The sequence below is a fragment of the Arthrobacter sp. Z1-15 genome (genome assembly GCF_054792395.1).
In genome coordinates this window covers 512,430-527,468 of the sequence record NZ_CP096454.1, presented here as the reverse complement: position 1 = coordinate 527,468, position 15,039 = coordinate 512,430, and the positions used below count along the sequence as shown (strand labels likewise).

General features: G+C 66.4%; 14 protein-coding genes, 1 tRNA gene and 2 riboswitches. Of the genes, 4 read left to right on the top strand and 11 right to left on the bottom strand.

All coding sequences use genetic code 11. The features are described 5' to 3' along the window. Positions 1-70: 70 nt before the first annotated feature. Both M1D40_RS02545 and M1D40_RS02540 read left to right on the top strand, forming a co-directional pair. Positions 71-577 carry a MarR family winged helix-turn-helix transcriptional regulator gene (locus M1D40_RS02545; protein WP_461170088.1) on the top strand — a complete coding sequence of 169 codons (507 nt, stop codon included), beginning with the start codon at positions 71-73 and terminating at the stop codon, positions 575-577. Positions 578-644: 67 nt separating this feature from the next. Further along, positions 645-721: transfer RNA gene (locus M1D40_RS02540), tRNA-Arg, on the top strand. Between the two features lie 51 nt (positions 722-772). On the opposite strand, the gene M1D40_RS02535 is transcribed toward M1D40_RS02540, so the two are convergent. Further along, entirely contained in the window at positions 773-2,665 is a 1,893-nt protein-coding gene (locus tag M1D40_RS02535) for an ABC transporter ATP-binding protein (protein WP_341395665.1), read from the bottom strand. Positions 2,666-2,950: 285 nt separating this feature from the next. Here M1D40_RS02535 and M1D40_RS02530 point away from each other — a divergent pair, with 285 nt between their 5' ends. Beyond that, positions 2,951-4,627 carry a sensor histidine kinase gene (locus M1D40_RS02530; protein ID WP_461170087.1) on the top strand — a complete coding sequence of 559 codons (1,677 nt, stop codon included), beginning with the start codon at positions 2,951-2,953 and terminating at the stop codon, positions 4,625-4,627. Between the two features lie 22 nt (positions 4,628-4,649). Here the strand turns inward: M1D40_RS02530 and fdhD are convergent, their stop codons facing one another. The 9 genes from fdhD to M1D40_RS02485 all read right to left on the bottom strand — a co-directional run bounded on the left by fdhD (position 4,650) and on the right by M1D40_RS02485 (position 12,302). Next, positions 4,650-5,477 (bottom strand): formate dehydrogenase accessory sulfurtransferase FdhD, encoded by an 828-nt coding sequence (gene fdhD / locus M1D40_RS02525; RefSeq protein ID WP_341395667.1) that lies wholly within the window; start codon positions 5,475-5,477, stop codon positions 4,650-4,652. An 84-nt stretch (positions 5,478-5,561) separates the two neighbouring features. Then, positions 5,562-6,860 (bottom strand): molybdopterin molybdotransferase MoeA, encoded by a 1,299-nt coding sequence (locus M1D40_RS02520; protein WP_341395668.1) that lies wholly within the window; start codon positions 6,858-6,860, stop codon positions 5,562-5,564. Further along, positions 6,850-7,140, bottom strand: a complete 291-nt coding sequence (locus M1D40_RS02515) for a DUF6457 domain-containing protein (protein ID WP_341395669.1) — start codon at positions 7,138-7,140, stop codon at positions 6,850-6,852. The genes M1D40_RS02520 and M1D40_RS02515 overlap by 11 nt, the downstream gene beginning before the upstream one ends. Positions 7,141-7,180: 40 nt before the next feature. Continuing rightward, positions 7,181-7,867, bottom strand: a complete 687-nt coding sequence (mobA, locus tag M1D40_RS02510; RefSeq protein WP_461170086.1) for a molybdenum cofactor guanylyltransferase — start codon at positions 7,865-7,867, stop codon at positions 7,181-7,183. Then, positions 7,867-8,367: an HNH endonuclease gene (locus M1D40_RS02505; protein ID WP_341395671.1), complete on the bottom strand. Its 501-nt coding sequence runs from the start codon at positions 8,365-8,367 to the stop codon at positions 7,867-7,869. Before M1D40_RS02505 ends, mobA begins: the two co-directional genes overlap by 1 nt. 212 nt (positions 8,368-8,579) lie before the next feature. Beyond that, on the bottom strand, positions 8,580-9,395 hold the full coding sequence (locus M1D40_RS02500; RefSeq protein WP_461170085.1) for an NlpC/P60 family protein: 816 nt from the start codon (positions 9,393-9,395) through the stop codon (positions 8,580-8,582). A gap of 33 nt (positions 9,396-9,428) precedes the next feature. Beyond that, entirely contained in the window at positions 9,429-10,265 is an 837-nt protein-coding gene (locus tag M1D40_RS02495) for an NlpC/P60 family protein (protein ID WP_461170084.1), read from the bottom strand. 3 nt (positions 10,266-10,268) lie between these two features. Next, positions 10,269-10,426, bottom strand: a riboswitch (cyclic di-AMP (ydaO/yuaA leader). Positions 10,427-10,551: 125 nt separating this feature from the next. Continuing rightward, on the bottom strand, positions 10,552-11,325 hold the full coding sequence (locus tag M1D40_RS02490; protein ID WP_341395674.1) for a M23 family metallopeptidase: 774 nt from the start codon (positions 11,323-11,325) through the stop codon (positions 10,552-10,554). A 2-nt stretch (positions 11,326-11,327) separates the two neighbouring features. Continuing rightward, positions 11,328-11,538, bottom strand: a riboswitch (cyclic di-AMP (ydaO/yuaA leader). 65 nt (positions 11,539-11,603) lie between these two features. Further along, positions 11,604-12,302: a metal-dependent transcriptional regulator gene (locus M1D40_RS02485; protein ID WP_341395675.1), complete on the bottom strand. Its 699-nt coding sequence runs from the start codon at positions 12,300-12,302 to the stop codon at positions 11,604-11,606. Between the two features lie 246 nt (positions 12,303-12,548). Between M1D40_RS02485 and serC the strand changes: the two genes are divergently transcribed. Beyond that, on the top strand, positions 12,549-13,676 hold the full coding sequence (gene serC, locus M1D40_RS02480; RefSeq protein ID WP_461170083.1) for a phosphoserine transaminase: 1,128 nt from the start codon (positions 12,549-12,551) through the stop codon (positions 13,674-13,676). 62 nt (positions 13,677-13,738) lie between these two features. Here serC and M1D40_RS02475 read toward each other — a convergent pair whose 3' ends face one another. After that, on the bottom strand, positions 13,739-15,013 hold the full coding sequence (locus M1D40_RS02475; protein WP_461170082.1) for an MFS transporter: 1,275 nt from the start codon (positions 15,011-15,013) through the stop codon (positions 13,739-13,741). Between the last annotated feature and the right edge of the window lie 26 nt (positions 15,014-15,039).

Genomic DNA, 15,039 nt, shown 5'->3' with positions numbered 1-15,039 from the left:
AAATAAAAGTATCTCCTCGGAAAAGTATCTCACTTATAGAGATACTTCAACATAGAGTTACGATAAGAGGGTGGAACAGAAGGATCTGCGGCGGGACATCGTCAACGCGATCCGCGGCATGGCCCTTGACGGGCAGCGTGTCGCGGATACTTTTGCGCACCGGGAGGGCCTCAACGCCACGGACATGCGCGCACTCACGATGATCATGGAAGCCGAAACGCGACGGGAAGCCCTGACCGCCGGGCAGCTCAGCACCATGCTGGGGACCTCAACGGGAGCGACGACGGCGGTTATTGACCGGCTGGAGCGAATCGGGCACATTCACCGCAACCGCGGCCATGCCGATCGCCGGAAGGTGACCCTGCACTTCGAGCCGCTGGCCATGCAGCTGGCCGCGGCCTACTTCGGGCCTCTCGGAGCGCTGACGGATGAGGTCATGAGCCGATACTCCAGTGAAGAACTCGAAACCGTACGCCGGTTCATGGAGGACATGCGCCAGGCCTACGCCGCGCATCAGGCGGCCCTGGCTGCCCCCCGCCCCGCTCCCGGCACAGGTACGGATCAACACGCACCGTAACGGGTGCAGCACGCGGACCGCAGAAACAGGTAAGCTGATAACCGCCTGCCGGCCAGCCCGGCGGCACGCCCTCGTAGCTCAGTAGGATAGAGCGGCCCTCTCCTAAAGGGCAGGTCGTCGGTTCGATTCCGGCCGGGGGCACCACACACGTTTCGGCGGCCCGCGTCAGGGCCGCGCATCGCTAGCCGCGCACCGCTAACCGCGGACCGCATCCTCGTCCGGGACCGTTTCCACGGCAAACTGCGTGCCGTGCAGCTCCGCATACCGGCCGCCCAGTTCCAGAAGCTCAGCATGGGTTCCCTGCTCGGCGATCCGCCCGCCTTCGATGACCAGGATCTTGTCCGCATTGCGGATCGTCGAAAGCCGGTGGGCAATGACGACGGCCGTCCGGCCTTCCAATGCCTCGCCCAGCGCTGCCTGAACCGCGGCTTCAGAGGTGGAGTCCAGGGCGGCCGTGGCCTCGTCCAGGATTACGATGCGCGGCTGGGCCAGCAGCAGCCGGGCAATGGTCATCCGCTGCCGTTCTCCGCCGGACAGCCGGTAGCCCCGCTCCCCCACCATGGTCTCCAGGCCGTCGGGCAGGGACCGGATCAGGTCCTCCAGCCTGGCGCGGCGCAGCGCATCCCAGACCTGTTCCTCGGTGGCTTCGGGATTTGCCAGCAGCAGGTTGGAGCGGATGCTCTCGTGGAACAGGTGCCCGTCCTGGGTCACCATGCCCAGCGCCTGCCGCATTGCGGCGAAGCTGACGTCGCGCACGTCAGTGCCGGAAAAGCGCACCGCTCCGGAGTCGACGTCGTACAGCCGGGAGAGCAGCTGGGCAATGGTGGACTTGCCCGCACCGGAGGTGCCCACCAGGGCAACGGTCTGGCCCGGTTCAACCCGGAACGAAATGCCGTGCAGCACTTCCTCGCCGCCGCGCGAATCCAGCACTGCCACATCCTCCAGCGAGGCCAGCGAAACCTTGTCGGCTGTGGGATACGCGAACCGGACGTCGTCGAACTCCACCCCCAGCGGACCGTCCGGAACGGGCACCGGATGCTCCTTTTCGCGGATCAGCGGCTTCAGGTCCAGGATCTCGAAGACCCGCTCAAAGCTCACCACTGCGCTCATGATTTCCACGCGGGCGTTCGCCAGCGAGGTCAGCGGCGCGTAAAGCCGGGTCAGCAGAAGCGCCAGGGTGACGACGTCGCCGGTGTTCAGGCTCCCGCTGAGGGCCAGATATCCGCCCAGCCCGTAGACCAGCGCCAGGGCCAGTGCCGAAACCAGCGTCAGTGCCGTGACAAACACGGCCTGCATCATGGCCATCTTGACGCCGATGTCGCGGACCCTGGCGGCACGGACGGCAAACTCCTCCGACTCCTGCTCGGGCCGGCCGAACAGTTTGACCAGGGTCGCCCCCGGCGCAGAGAACCGCTCGGTCATCTGCGTTCCCATCGAGGCATTGTGATTTGCGGCTTCGCGCCGCAGCCCCGCCAGCTTCCCGCCCATGCGGCGGGCCGGAATGAGGAAAACCGGCAGCAGCAGCATGGCCAGCACGGTCACCTGCCAGGACGTATTGAGCATGACGATCAGGGTCAGCACCAGCGCGACGACGTTGCTCACCACACCGGAGAGGGTTCCGCTGAAGGCCTGCTGCGCACCGATGACGTCGTTGTTGAGGCGGCTGACCAGGGCGCCGGTGCGGGTGCGGGTGAAGAACGCGATCGGCATTTTCTGCACGTGGTCAAACACCGCCGTACGCAGGTCCAGGATTACCTGTTCGCCGATCCGGGAGGAGAACCACCGCGTCGCCAGCGACACTCCCGCGTCCGCAACGGCCACTGCGGCAATCAGCAGTGCAAGCCGGATGACCAGGCCGGCAGTCGAGCCTGCAACTATGGCGTTGACGACCTCACCGGCCAGGACCGGGGTGGCCACCGCCAGGAAAGCCCCCAGCGTGGACAGCAGCACAAAGCCGATCAGCTGCTTCTTATAAGGAGAGGCGAAAGTGATGATCCGCCGGAGCGTCTCCCGGGAAATCTTGTTGTCGCTGCCCCTGGCTGTGGAGATCTTATGAAGGGAACTCCACGCCGCGCCTTCCATGCTCATGTTGCCGCCTCCGTTGTATGCACTCTTCAGTTTAAGCCTCGGCACCGACACTCCATTCCCGCCGCTCCTGCCGCGGTTTGCGGCGGGGTCTGCGGCCGGGCCTGTGGCAGGTTTGCGGCATCGGCTGCGGGGCCTGCGGCGGACACCGGCCGGACGCGGCGCCGCCCTGCGCCCTTCAACAGCGGACGGCGGATGTGCCGGCCACCACATCCACCGGCGGGTCCGCTGGTACACTTCCATTCGCTGCACCCTCTCCCGGGTTGCCGGCAGACGAGGAAGGCTTCCATGCCCACGGTGCTTCAACCACTGCATGCTGCGTCCGGTGACGCCGACGTGCAGTATGCCGTGGTGGGGGTGCGCACCGGGGAATTGAGGGCCGCCGCCGACACCGTGCTGCGCGCGGCAGGCCTGCAAACGCTGCACGTCGACGGCGATTCGGCGGCCATACGGGCGATGCGGGACCACGACGTCGTTCTGGGCGTGGTGGATTCGGCGATGCTGCGCACCGCACTGCCGGACCAGCTCCGCCGCCTTCGGCAGGAGCCTTCCGTCGCCGGCCTCCCGGTCATTCTGTTGTCCGGTGCCCAGGACCTGGACATTGAGGCGATGGTCCGTTTCGGCATTACCGACTTCGTTGCCGGCCAGGTGCAGGAAACTGATCTGGCCGCGCGGGTGGCGCTGGTCCTCGCCCGCAGCCGCGCCACCAGGCGGCGCAAGGTAGCGGCCGCCCGGCTGCGGGACGACACCCGTGCCATCTCTGCTGCACTGCGCGGCACCAATGACCCGGAACGCATGGCTGCCCTCGTGGTGCGCGGCCTCGGCCGCACCTTCAACGCCTGCCACGTCCGGCTGGAAACGTTCGCCGGGGAGCGGGTTCCCCAGCTGTCTGCCGCCTGGAACCGGGCCCGTCCGGCGGAGGACCTTCTGCCGGTTCCCCCGGAGGAAGCGCTCCACCTGTGCGCATCGCTCTGGGAGCGGGAGACCGTCCTGGTGGTGGAGGACCACCACAGCCCCGACGATCCGGACAGCAGGGTCCTGACGGTTGCTGCCCCGGCACCGCTGACCACCTCCGTATTCGCACCGCTGGCCCACGGGGACCAGGTGCTCGGCTATATCTGGATCGCGGGAACAACAGGCGCGCGGCACTGGAGCAGGACTGAGCTGTCCCTGATCCAGCATGTCTGCGGAAACCTTGCCCACGGGTTGGTGCAGGGACACCTCATTACGGCGCAGCGGGAGGTGCTGTCCCGGTTACGGGAGCTGGACCAGGCGAAAACCGATTTTGTGGCCACGGTGAACCATGAACTGCGGACGCCGCTGACCTCTATCACCGGCTACCTTGAGCTGATCCTTGACGGTTCCGCCGGTGAGGTTCCCCCGCACATGGTCGAGATGCTGGACATCGTGGGACGCAACGCAGCGCGGCTGAACCAGCTCATATCGGACTTGCTGACGATCTCCCGAAGCGACGCGCGTGCCAGCCGTGCCGTCGAAGAAATCGATGTGGCCGCTTTGCTGGGAGCGGTGGCAGCGGCTTTGGCGCCGGCCGCGGCAGCGAACGAGATCACGCTCGCACTGGGGCCGGTGACGGTGCCGCTCCTCGTCGAGGGGGACAAGGCTCAGCTGGAACAGGTCTTCACGAACCTGATTTCCAACGCAGTAAAGTTCACTCCCCCGGGCGGAACCGTGGATGTGCTCGCTGACGCGGTCAGCACGGATTCCGGACCGCAAATCCGGGTCAAGATAGCCGACACCGGCATCGGAATTCCGGAGGCGGACATTCCGAAGCTGTTCCGGCGGTTCTTCCGGGCCTCCAATGCCACGGCTGCCGCGATTCCCGGCACCGGCCTCGGACTGGCGATCGTACAGGACATCGTTCTTCAGCACGGCGGAGAACTCGACATCAATTCCGTGATGGGCCGGGGCACCACGGTCACGGTGCAGGTTCCGGCACAGCGCTAGCAGGGCTTGGGCTGCAGGCGGCTCAGACGGAAATCCGTTCCGGAAACGCATAACAGTTCAGCGAGGATCCGCGGCTGAAGCCCACCAGCGTCATTCCGGCGTCCGCCGCCAGCTCCACTGACAACGACGACGGCGCGCTGACCGCGGCCAGCACGGGAATGCCGGCAAGCTGGGCCTTTTGCACCAGCTCGAAGGACGCACGCCCGGAGACCTGCAGGACCGTTCCGCGCAGCGGCAGCATCCCGGCGCGCAGGGCCCAGCCCACCACTTTGTCCACGGCATTGTGGCGTCCGACGTCTTCCCGCAGGCACAGCAGCTCCCCGTCGGCACTGAACAGCCCCGCCGCATGGACACCGCCTGTGCGGTCAAACACCGTCTGCTTCCGGCGCAGTTTCTCCGGGAGTCCCGCCAGCACCGAAAGGGGGACCCGCACGTCGTCCTCCCCCAGGGAGAAGTGTGATGACTTGCGCACCGCTTCAATGGACGCCGTGCCGCAGATGCCGCAGGAGCTGGACGTGTAGACGTGCCGTTCCATGGATGTGTCCGGAGGCGCCGTTCCCGGCCGCAGCTGCACGTCCACCACGTTGAAGGTCTGCTGTCCGGACTCGTCGACGCCTGCGCAGTAGCGCAGGCTGATCAGCTGTCCCGGGTCCCAGATGATGCCTTCCGAGACGAGGAACCCGGCGACGAGGTCAAAATCGTCACCGGGTGTCCTCATGGTGACAGTAAAGGAGCGGCCGCCGACACGGATCTCCAAAGGCTCCTCGCCTGCCAGCACGTCTTCGCGCTTGGTGACTGTTCCGTCCGTGCGGAACTTCGTGATGTGCGCGCGCCGGGTAACCCGTCCCATTCCGTCTCCTTAACCGCCGTTCCTCATGTGCCCCTGGCCCCATTTAAACCCAGTGCTCGGGCCTGCACCATCCCCGGTGACTGCTTAGTGTGCCGGAGGTTCGTTGACGGTCCAGGGCAGCGGCAACGCAGTGACTGCCTCGTCCTTGGTGCACCCGGCGTCGGGTACCACCATGATCGCATCGGCATCAGCAATGCCGCGCAGCATTCCTGACCGGAAATAGGGTGAGGGCAGCGCCCGCCCGTTTTCAATCCGGCAGGGCACCAGACGGGTCCGTCCCGGCAGCGGCTCAATGTCCACGCCCGCCAGGACGTGCCGTTCCGGCGACAGGGGCGCACCCCGCAGCCCGTCCAGAAGCGGTGACAGCACAGTGAACACCGCCATCATTGCGGCGAGCGGATTTCCGGGCAGGGCTACGAGCAGCCGTCCGTCCGGAAGCCGCGCCAGCATGGTGGGATGGCCCGGGCGCATGGCGATGCCGTTGATCAGCATTTCCGCGTCCATGTCCTCCAGTGCCTGCCGGAGGTGGTCCGCCTCGGATCTGCCGGTGCCGCCTGTGGTGATGAGGACGTCGCCGGAGGACATGGCGATGGACGTTTCATCCGTGGCATCGGTGCTCAGGGCGGCCACCACGTCCTCGTAGCGGTCGGACAGGCGCCTGACGACGTCCATCCGGCCGCCCAGCATCGTGACCAGCTGCGGCAGCTGCGGCCCGAAGGTATCCCTGACCTGGCCGGATTCCGGGATACCGTACTCAATGACCTCATCACCGGTGAGCAAAAGCGACACGCGCGGCGCACGGAGCACCGGCAGGGTGTCGTGCCCGCACACTGCGGCCAGGGCGATGTGCGCAGGATTCAGCAGTGTGCCGCGCCTGATCGTCACTTCCCCGGCTGCTGCCTCTTCCCCGGCGGGACGGATGTGTTCGCCGGTCCGGGGCTCATCGCTGCGGGCAGATTCGCTGAGGGACAGCACCGGGCTGTCTCCTCCGGAGAGGATCCCGCTTTCCGAGCGCAGCACGCTGTGCGCTCCGGCGGGAATCACGCCGCCGGTCAGGATGGCGACGGCCTGACCCGGCTGCAGCGGCCGGCGTCCGGACTCCTTGTGGATCTGCCACCGTTCCGTCTTGGGTTCCTGATGCGTCACCAGCCGCCACGGCGGGGCACCGGCCACGGCCCAGCCGTCCATCGCGGACGAGGCATAGTGCGGGACCGGCTGCAGGGCGGTGATGTCCTCGGCCAGCACCTGTCCCAGTGCTTCGGCCAGGGGAACAGTTTCATAGGGCAGCGGCCGGCCCGCCGAGAAAGCCAGGCTGCGCGCCTGCGCCCAGGGCGAGTTGGGCTGCAGCGGAAGTATCACGGGAGTGGAATTGTCAGTTGTCATTGAAGTCTCCGGTTTCGCCGTAGTTCTTGCATTCGCGTGCCGCCACGCGCATTGCTGCGCCCATGGCGACGGCGTCGTCTGCCTGTCCGCTGCCCGCCGCCAATCCTGCCGCGAATCCGGCCACAAAGGTAGTCAGCGGAGCAGCGGGACGGACCACCGAGTGCGCGGCGGCGGATGCCAACTGCAGCACTGCGTCGACGTCCACCGCGGTTCCTTCCAGCTCCAAGGCGGTCAGCAACCGGCCGCACCACGCTTCGAGTTGTTCTTCCTGGCTTGCCATTCCCTGCTCCTTAAGCTGGCCTTCTCCCACACGCCGGGCCTTAGATGTCTGCGGGGCGGCCGGTTTCCACCGACCATCGCCGGGCGTCCTCCCACGTGTCGATATCAGCCGTGCTGTGGGCGGGCACCGCAACGTCCCTCCTCTGCACCCTAGCAAGGAGCCTCTTCATCGAGAGATTTTCCAGCCCGCCAGGCCTGTCGTGCTGCCGTACCGCCGCACCCAAATCAGCGGTCAGATACAGTGCGGCCAACGGCTGCGCCCGGCCGGATTCGTCAACCGCCATCAGTGACCGGGGTTGCTCTCCCTCCGTTGCGCAGCCCTGGGAATCGGCGGCCGCGGCAGCCAGCAGCGTACCGACAGCGGCACCGATGAACGGCATGTCGCAGGCAAGAACCAGTGTCCAGCCCGGCGGCGGCCTGCCGATGCGGGCATCAAGCGCCGACAGCGCAGTCGAGGCTGCTGCCACCGCTGCCGCCGGCCCGGAGAACGGCGGGTCCTCCCGCACCAGCAGGGCGTCCGCACCGGCGCCGGCGACAGCCGCGGACAGGCTCTCGGGACCGGCGACGGCTACCGCTGAAGCCGCAGCCGCAGCATCCAGGGCAACGCCCAGCAAGGTACGGCCGGACACCTGCAGCAGCGCTTTGGGCGTCCCGTCCAGCCGCGAAGACCTTCCGCCGGCCAGGATAATGGCGTTGAAGCGGGGCAATTCCCCGTTGGCGTCAGGCATCAGGCTGCTGTGCCGGCGTCCAGGAACTGGTTCCACTGCGGCGCCGGACGTTCAAGTTCACGGATTTGCCATCTCGCGCCCCGCGGAGGCTGGGGCCGGAACCTCAGCTGCCACCCCATCTGGCTGAGTGTCCGGTCGCCCTTGGCATTGTTGCAGCGCAGGCAGCAGGCGACCATGTTCTCCCAGCTGTCCCCTCCCCCTCGTGACTTGGGCAGGACATGGTCCACTGTCGAGGCGGCTTTCCCGCAGTAGGCGCACTGGTGACCGTCGCGCCGCAGGACCCCGCGCCGGGTTGCCGCCGTGCCTTCCCGATACGGGATCTTCACATACCGGTGCAGCAGGATCACGGAGGGCCGGGGAAGGATTTCAGTGGGGCCCACCACCGGGTCGCCGCTCTCCGCGACAACGCTGGCTTTGCCGGAAAGCACCAGCACCAGTGCCCGGCGGAAGCTCACTACCGCCAGCGGCTCGTAGCCGGCATTCAAAACGAGAGTGCGCATGCAATTCCTCTTCGCATGCCGGTCCGTCGGCGGAGCAGTCCACCGACGGAGGAGGACGATACTTCGGATGATATGGAAAAGAGTATGCCCCGATCCGGGTCTTGGCCATTTCCCGCGGCAGTACGGGGCTTAAACGGCTCAAGGGCCCTCCCCGAAGGAAGAACCCTTGACGGCCGGTGATGGAACCGGCGGTACAGCTGGTGGCGGAGTGCCTATCCGACCCGGATGTATACGCCTCCGGAGCCCAGCTCGGCCGGTGCTACGACAGTCGAATTGCCGTTGAAACCACCGTGGATCGCCTGGCCGTTACCGATGTAGACAGCGATGTGGGCCATGCCCATGCCGCCGTCGGCGTAGTAGATCAGGTCGCCCGGGACGGCCTGAGAAGCGCTCACGGTGCTGCCCAGGGACAGGTAGCCTGCAGGCCAGTCGTGGAAGCTGATGCCGGCTGCAGCAAGCGAGTTTGTCGCCAGCATGGTGCAGTCCTGCGAGACGCCAAGCTGCGCGTAGGCCGCTGCGGCAATGATCGCAGCCGTCCCCGAGGAAGCGGCGGGGGCTTCCTGTGCAGCAGCGCCGGATGCGGCGGGTGCCACAGCGCCGGATGCGGCGGGTGCCACAGCGGCTTCCGTCGATTCCAGTGCCGGGGCTGCGGTCTGCTGTGTTGCTGCGTCCAGCTCTGCGCCGCTCTGTGCCTGCACTGCAATTTCCGGCTGCGGTGCAGCAACAGGTGCCTGGATAACGCCGGCCGCTGCGGGGCGGTCGAAGTTCACCGTGGCGGTGTGGGGCACCGTCAGCGGCGCGGCAGCAGTCAGATCGAGGGTGCTGGTCTGGACGTCGCGAGCCAGTTCGGATCCGGAGGCGTTAGCCGCGACGCCGGTGCTCAGGACAAGTCCTGATGCGGCGACAACGACAGCTGCCTGGCGTCCTACGGTTCCGGCGTTGGCGGTTACGGCCTGGGCCAGCGCCGTCAGCGGTGCGGTGCGTTCTACCGGCGCCCGGTGGCGGGCGCGCTCAAGTGTTGATGACATGTTGGTGCAATCTCCGTTATCTGGCAGCTGCGCTTAGCTGACGCGGACGAAGCTTGCGCCGCCCAGGTAGGAGAGCGGGTGCAGAACGGTGTTCATACCGTTGAAGCCGCCGCTGATGACCTGGCCGTTGCCCACGTAAATGGCTACGTGGCCGGCAGTGATGACGAGGTCGCCGGGCTCAGGCGAGCCGACAACGGAGCCGTAGGCGTAGAACTGTGCCGGTGCGAGGTCGCCAACCGACTTGCCGATGGAACGCAGTGCCTTCTCGACCATGGCGGTGCAGTCCTGGGCGACGCCGATCTGGCCGTAGGCGGAAGCCACGAGGGCTGCGCCAACGCCGCTGGCAGCGGGTGCCGGAGCCGGAGCCGGAGCGGGTGCTGCCGGTGCGGGCGTGTTGGCTGCGGGGGCTGCAGCGGGCGCGGTGTAGACGTTGCTGCTCACGGCGGCCTGCTGGGTCTGTACGGCAGCAGCCTGCTTGGCCTGCTGGGCCTGAGCGGCAGCCTGCTCCTGGGCAACTGCGGCGGCGGCGGCAGCGGCTTCCTCAGCTGCAACCTGTGCGCGGTAGTCCGCACCGGAAACAGAGGAAACGGACTGAAGCGTTGCCAGTTCGAACGGCGCCTGTGCCGACACCGAAACGGCTCCGGTGGAGGTGACTGCGCTGAGCGGAGTGGCTTCGAGGGCCTGGCGTTCGGTGCTGACGGCTGCCTGGGCGGGCAGGCCCGCTGCGAGGACGAGGCCGGAAGCGGCGACGACGACGGCGGCCTGGCGGCCAATGGATCCAGCGTTGGAGGTAACGGCCCGGGATAGTGCTGAAATCGGGCTCGTCTGAGTGGTGACCGCGCGACGGCGGCCGTGAGCTACTGATGACACAAGTTTGCCTCTCCCAATGCCTACGAGGTGAGCTGTCGGATTCGGATGGGAGTCACCCGGCTGCTGGACCGTAAGGCCCGTGCAACTTAACCCCTAGGGCTTCTTGCGAAACCCGAATGTGGTTCCCCCGCCTCTGCCATGCGATGTAGCGAACGGATCTCAAACAGTGGCAGAGCTCGGCGATCTGTTCGAGAGTGCCCGATCTTTGGCCGATCAGGCACGAGGAAGAGCGTACAACAACATTTGCTTAATGTCACGTTCCGGTCACGGAATGGTTATCCTGCGGTCACAACCAACCGAGCGGATCGACAACTTCCCCGTTAACCATGACCTCGAAGTGCAGATGGCAGCCTGTGGAGGCGCCTGTGGTGCCGCTGGCACCAACCAGGTCTCCGCGTTCCACGCTCGCTCCCACACCCACCGCGAGGTTGGACATGTGGTTGTAGGTGGTCTCCACGCCGTTGCCGTGATCCACGACGATCCGGTTACCGCCCCCGCCGGCGTGCCAGCCGGCGAAGGTAACGGTGCCGGAAGCGGCAGCGGTGACATCGGTGCCGCAGGCTGCTGCGAAGTCCTGGCCGCGGTGCAGCTCCCCGGCGCTGCCGGTGATGGGGCTGACCCGGTAGCCGAAACCGGAGGTTTGAACCAGGTCCGCAGCCAGCGGAGTGGCAAGAGTACCCTTCGCGGCACCTGCGGCTATCTCCGTGCCCGAGGCCACCACTACTTGGCGCAGCTTCGCATCCGGATCAAACTTGCTGCTCAGCGCAGCGCGCTCGAAGTCAACGCTGGCGTTGGGATCAGCGGAAACCACTACAGCTTCCTCGACGGCGGCAGGCTGCATCTCCTGGACTGGCTCGCTGACGGCTGCGGTGGTGGGAAGGGCCACGGTAAGGATCAGGCCCGATGTTGCTGCGGTGATGGCGACCTTCTGTGCTGCATCACCGATGGAGTTCGATTTGGTTTCAGCCCGGCGGCGGCCTGAGGCCTGTCCGTTCCGGGGACGCGGGGCGGTAGCCGGAGCAGACGCGCGGCGTCTGCCCGGGGCAGCGTGCTTCGACAAGATATACCTCTCTCATATGCCTGCGAAGTTAGCTGTCGGATTCGAGTAGAGAAACTCGGCCCCACACTCGGCACAGTGCGCCTGTAAGCGGCTGTGTGCTGATGCTGGAGGCTTCACCCCAAGGCAGCCTCGGCTGCCAGTTGATGGGTCCTCCGCCCCTGCCTGAACGGTCTGTAGTTCCGGGCCAGTGGCAGGGTTCGGCGGAAGGCCCGGATAACGGTGCTATTTCAACGTCAGTAAGTCACTATAAGGGACGGCGGCCAAAAGAGACCATTCCGTTATCCGGCGGTGGACACAAACACGTGTGAGGCGACCTCTGGAGGAAGCTCCAGGGCTCCTTCGATGCCCGGCACCCGCACCGATATGTAGCCCGCCACCACCTCGGCCGTGAGCTCGGCCCCGGGGCGCAGCCCTGCCTCGTCCAGCTGGGTCAGCAGCTCCGGTTCCACCTGCACCGGCTCGGCCAGCCGGACCAGCGTCAGCTTGGTTCCGGGCTCGGCGGCGGCCACTGCGGCAACGAGGTTTGTGACCCCGTGGTGGAACAGCTCGGCGGCCGTGCCGCCGATTCCTTCCAGTCCCGGGATGGGATTGCCGTACGGAGATTCGGTGGGGTGTCCCAGCAGTTCATAGAGCCGGCGTTCAACCCGCTCGCTCATGACGTGTTCCCACCGGCAGGCCTCGTCGTGGACATAGGCCCAGTCCAGGCCGATCACGTCCGCAAGGAGCCGTTCAGCCAGCCGGTGCTTGCGCATCACCTCGGTGGCGCGCCGCCGGCCCAGCTCGGTGAGCTCCAGATGCCGGTTGCCGGAAACCACCACGAGCCCGTCCCGTTCCATCCGGCCGATGGTCTGGGACACCGTTGGCCCGGAGTGCCGCAGCCGTTCCGCGATCCGGGCCCGGAGAGCGACAATGTTCTCTTCCTCGAGCTCAAGGATGGTGCGCAGATACATCTCAGTTGTGTCGATGAGGTCCGTCATGACAGGCCGCTCCTATTACTCGTGCGGAAGATTACTCGTGCGAAAGATTCAGGAGAACAACGGCGGACACCGCCGCCGGAGGTCATTATTGCCCCTTACGTTAGCTTATTTGTACAGAGTGCAGATAATTCCGCCCACCGCTGGACCGCCCGCAACCGTCGGTCACGAATGGCTGGGAAACCGGCCGGTGGGGCAGAATGGAAAGGCACATCAGAGCACCCTGCCTACCGCTTGGAGCGATTACCCATGGGCGAAACCGCCGCGCTTAAGATCCCCGCTGAACTCCTTCCACTGGACGGCCGGTTCGGAGCCGGCCCCTCCAAGGTGCGTCCGGAGCAAATGGAGGCCCTGGCACGCGCCGGAGCCAACCTGCTGGGCACTTCGCACCGGCAGGCTCCCGTCCGGAACCTGGTCGGCAGCATCCGAGAGGGACTCTCGAGCCTGTTCCGCGCTCCCGAGGGCTATGAGGTCGTGCTGGGCGTCGGCGGCTCCACTGCTTTCTGGGACGTGGCTTCCTTCGGCCTGGTGGACAACAAGGCCCAGCACCTGTCCTTCGGCGAGTTCGGTTCCAAGTTCGCAGCCGCCACCAATAAGGCGCCCTTCCTGGCGGCTTCCTCCATCATGAAGGCCGAGCCCGGCACGCGCCCGGATCCGGCGGCCGAAGCCGGCGTCGATGTCTACGCCTGGCCGCAGAACGAGACCTCCACAGGTGTCGCCGCGCCGGTGCGCCGCGTGGAAGGGGCCGACGACGGCGCCCTGATCCTGGTCGATGCCACCTCCGCTGCGGGCGGACTGGACGTGGACCTCGCCGAATCCGATGTCTACTACTTCGCGCCGCAAAAGAACTTCGCCTCCGACGGGGGCCTGTGGCTGGGCATGTTCTCCCCCGCCGCCCTGGAACGTGCCGCGCGGATCAATTCCTCGGACCGGTGGATCCCGGACTTCCTTAACCTCCAGACAGCCATCGACAACTCGAGGCTGAACCAGACGTACAACACGCCGTCCCTGGCCACCCTGGTGACCCTCAACGCGCAGGTTGAATGGCTGAATGCGAACGGCGGCCTGGCCTTCGCCGCCGGCCGCACGGCGGACTCCGCCGCCAGGATCTACTCCTGGGCTGAGGCGTCACCGGTGGCCACACCGTTTGTGGCCCGCCCCGAAGACCGGTCCAACGTCATCGCCACCATTGACTTTGACGAGAGCATCGATGCCGCCGCCGTCGCGAAAACCCTGCGCGCCAACGGCGTCGTGGATGTGGAACCGTACCGCAAGCTCGGCCGCAACCAGCTGCGCATTGCCACTTTCGTGGCGATTGAGCCCGACGACGTGAGCGCATTGCTCCGCTGCATCGACTTCGTTATCGAAAACTCCTAGCCGCGCCGCGGTCCGCTGTCGCGGGCCCGGCTCCGGCCTGCAGGATCCGCGGGATCCGGACGCTACACAGTGTCCGGGTCCTGCTCCGTTTCACTGGTGGACAGGTGCAGCCGCCGGGGCCGCGCGCGGTCGTAGGAGATGCGCAGGTGGTGGGACCGCCAGGCCCAGATGAACCCCACGACTGCAGTGATGATCCCCGAAGCAGCAGCAACGCCCAGGCTCCAGCGCGGGCCGAAGCTGTTGGAAACCCACCCCACCAGCGGGGCGCCCAGGGGTGTGCCGCCCATAAAGATGGCGAAGTACAGGGCCATCACCCGCCCGCGCATCACGGGGGTGGTGGTCGTCTGGACATAGGCGTTGGCGCTGGTCATCAAAGTCAGGGCGAACAGCCCGACCGGAATCAGCGAGACCGCAAACCACAGCAGCGTCGGCGAGGCAGCGGCTACCAGACAGGCCGCGCCGAAAGCCCCGGCGGCCCCGAAGATGAACCGCAGCCGGGGTTTGTCCCTCCGAGCCGAAAGCAGCGCTCCGGCCACGGACCCAACCGCCATCACCGAGTTCAGCAGCCCAAAAACTCCGGCGTCCTGCCCGAACTCGGTTCGGGCCATTGCCGCAATGTAGACCGCGAAGTTCAGCCCGAACGTGCCGACGATAAAAATGGCCAGCATCACCATCATCAGGTCCGGCCGGCGGCGGACATACCGAAGTCCTGCCCTGATGCGGCCTTTCCCCGGAGCTGCCTTGGGCAGGACCCGCAGTTCGCTGCTGCGCATCTTGAGCAGGGCCAGGACCATCGCGCCAAAGGTGAACGTATTAATAAGGAAAACCCAGCCGGGCCCCACGGCGACCGTGAGCAGGCCGGCCGCAGCCGGGCCGATCAGGCGGGCGCCGTTAAAGGAGGCGCTGTTCAGGGCGACGGCGTTGGGCAGGTCGGTTTCTCCGACGACTTCCGAGACGAAACTCTGCCGTGCCGGCGCGTCGACGGCGGAAACCACGCCCAGCGCCAGCGCAAAGGCGTACACGTGCCATAGCTGGGCCCCGCCGGAAAGCACCAGGACGCCCAGGCCGAGACCCAGCGCAGCCATGGCCACCTGCGTGAAAAGCAGGACCTTGCGGCGGTTGTATGTGTCGGCAATCAGCCCTGCCCACGGCGCCAGCAGCAGCTGCGGGCCAAGCTGCAGCGCCATGACGATTCCCATCGCCGCTGCATCCTGGTTGGTCAGGATGTCATAAACGAGCCAGTCCTGGGCAGTCCGCTGCATCCAGGTGCCGATGTTGGACACCAGCGCTCCCAGAAACCAAATGCGGTAGTTGAAGAGCCTAAGCGAACGGAACACGGCTCACCGCCGATCCATGAACAACT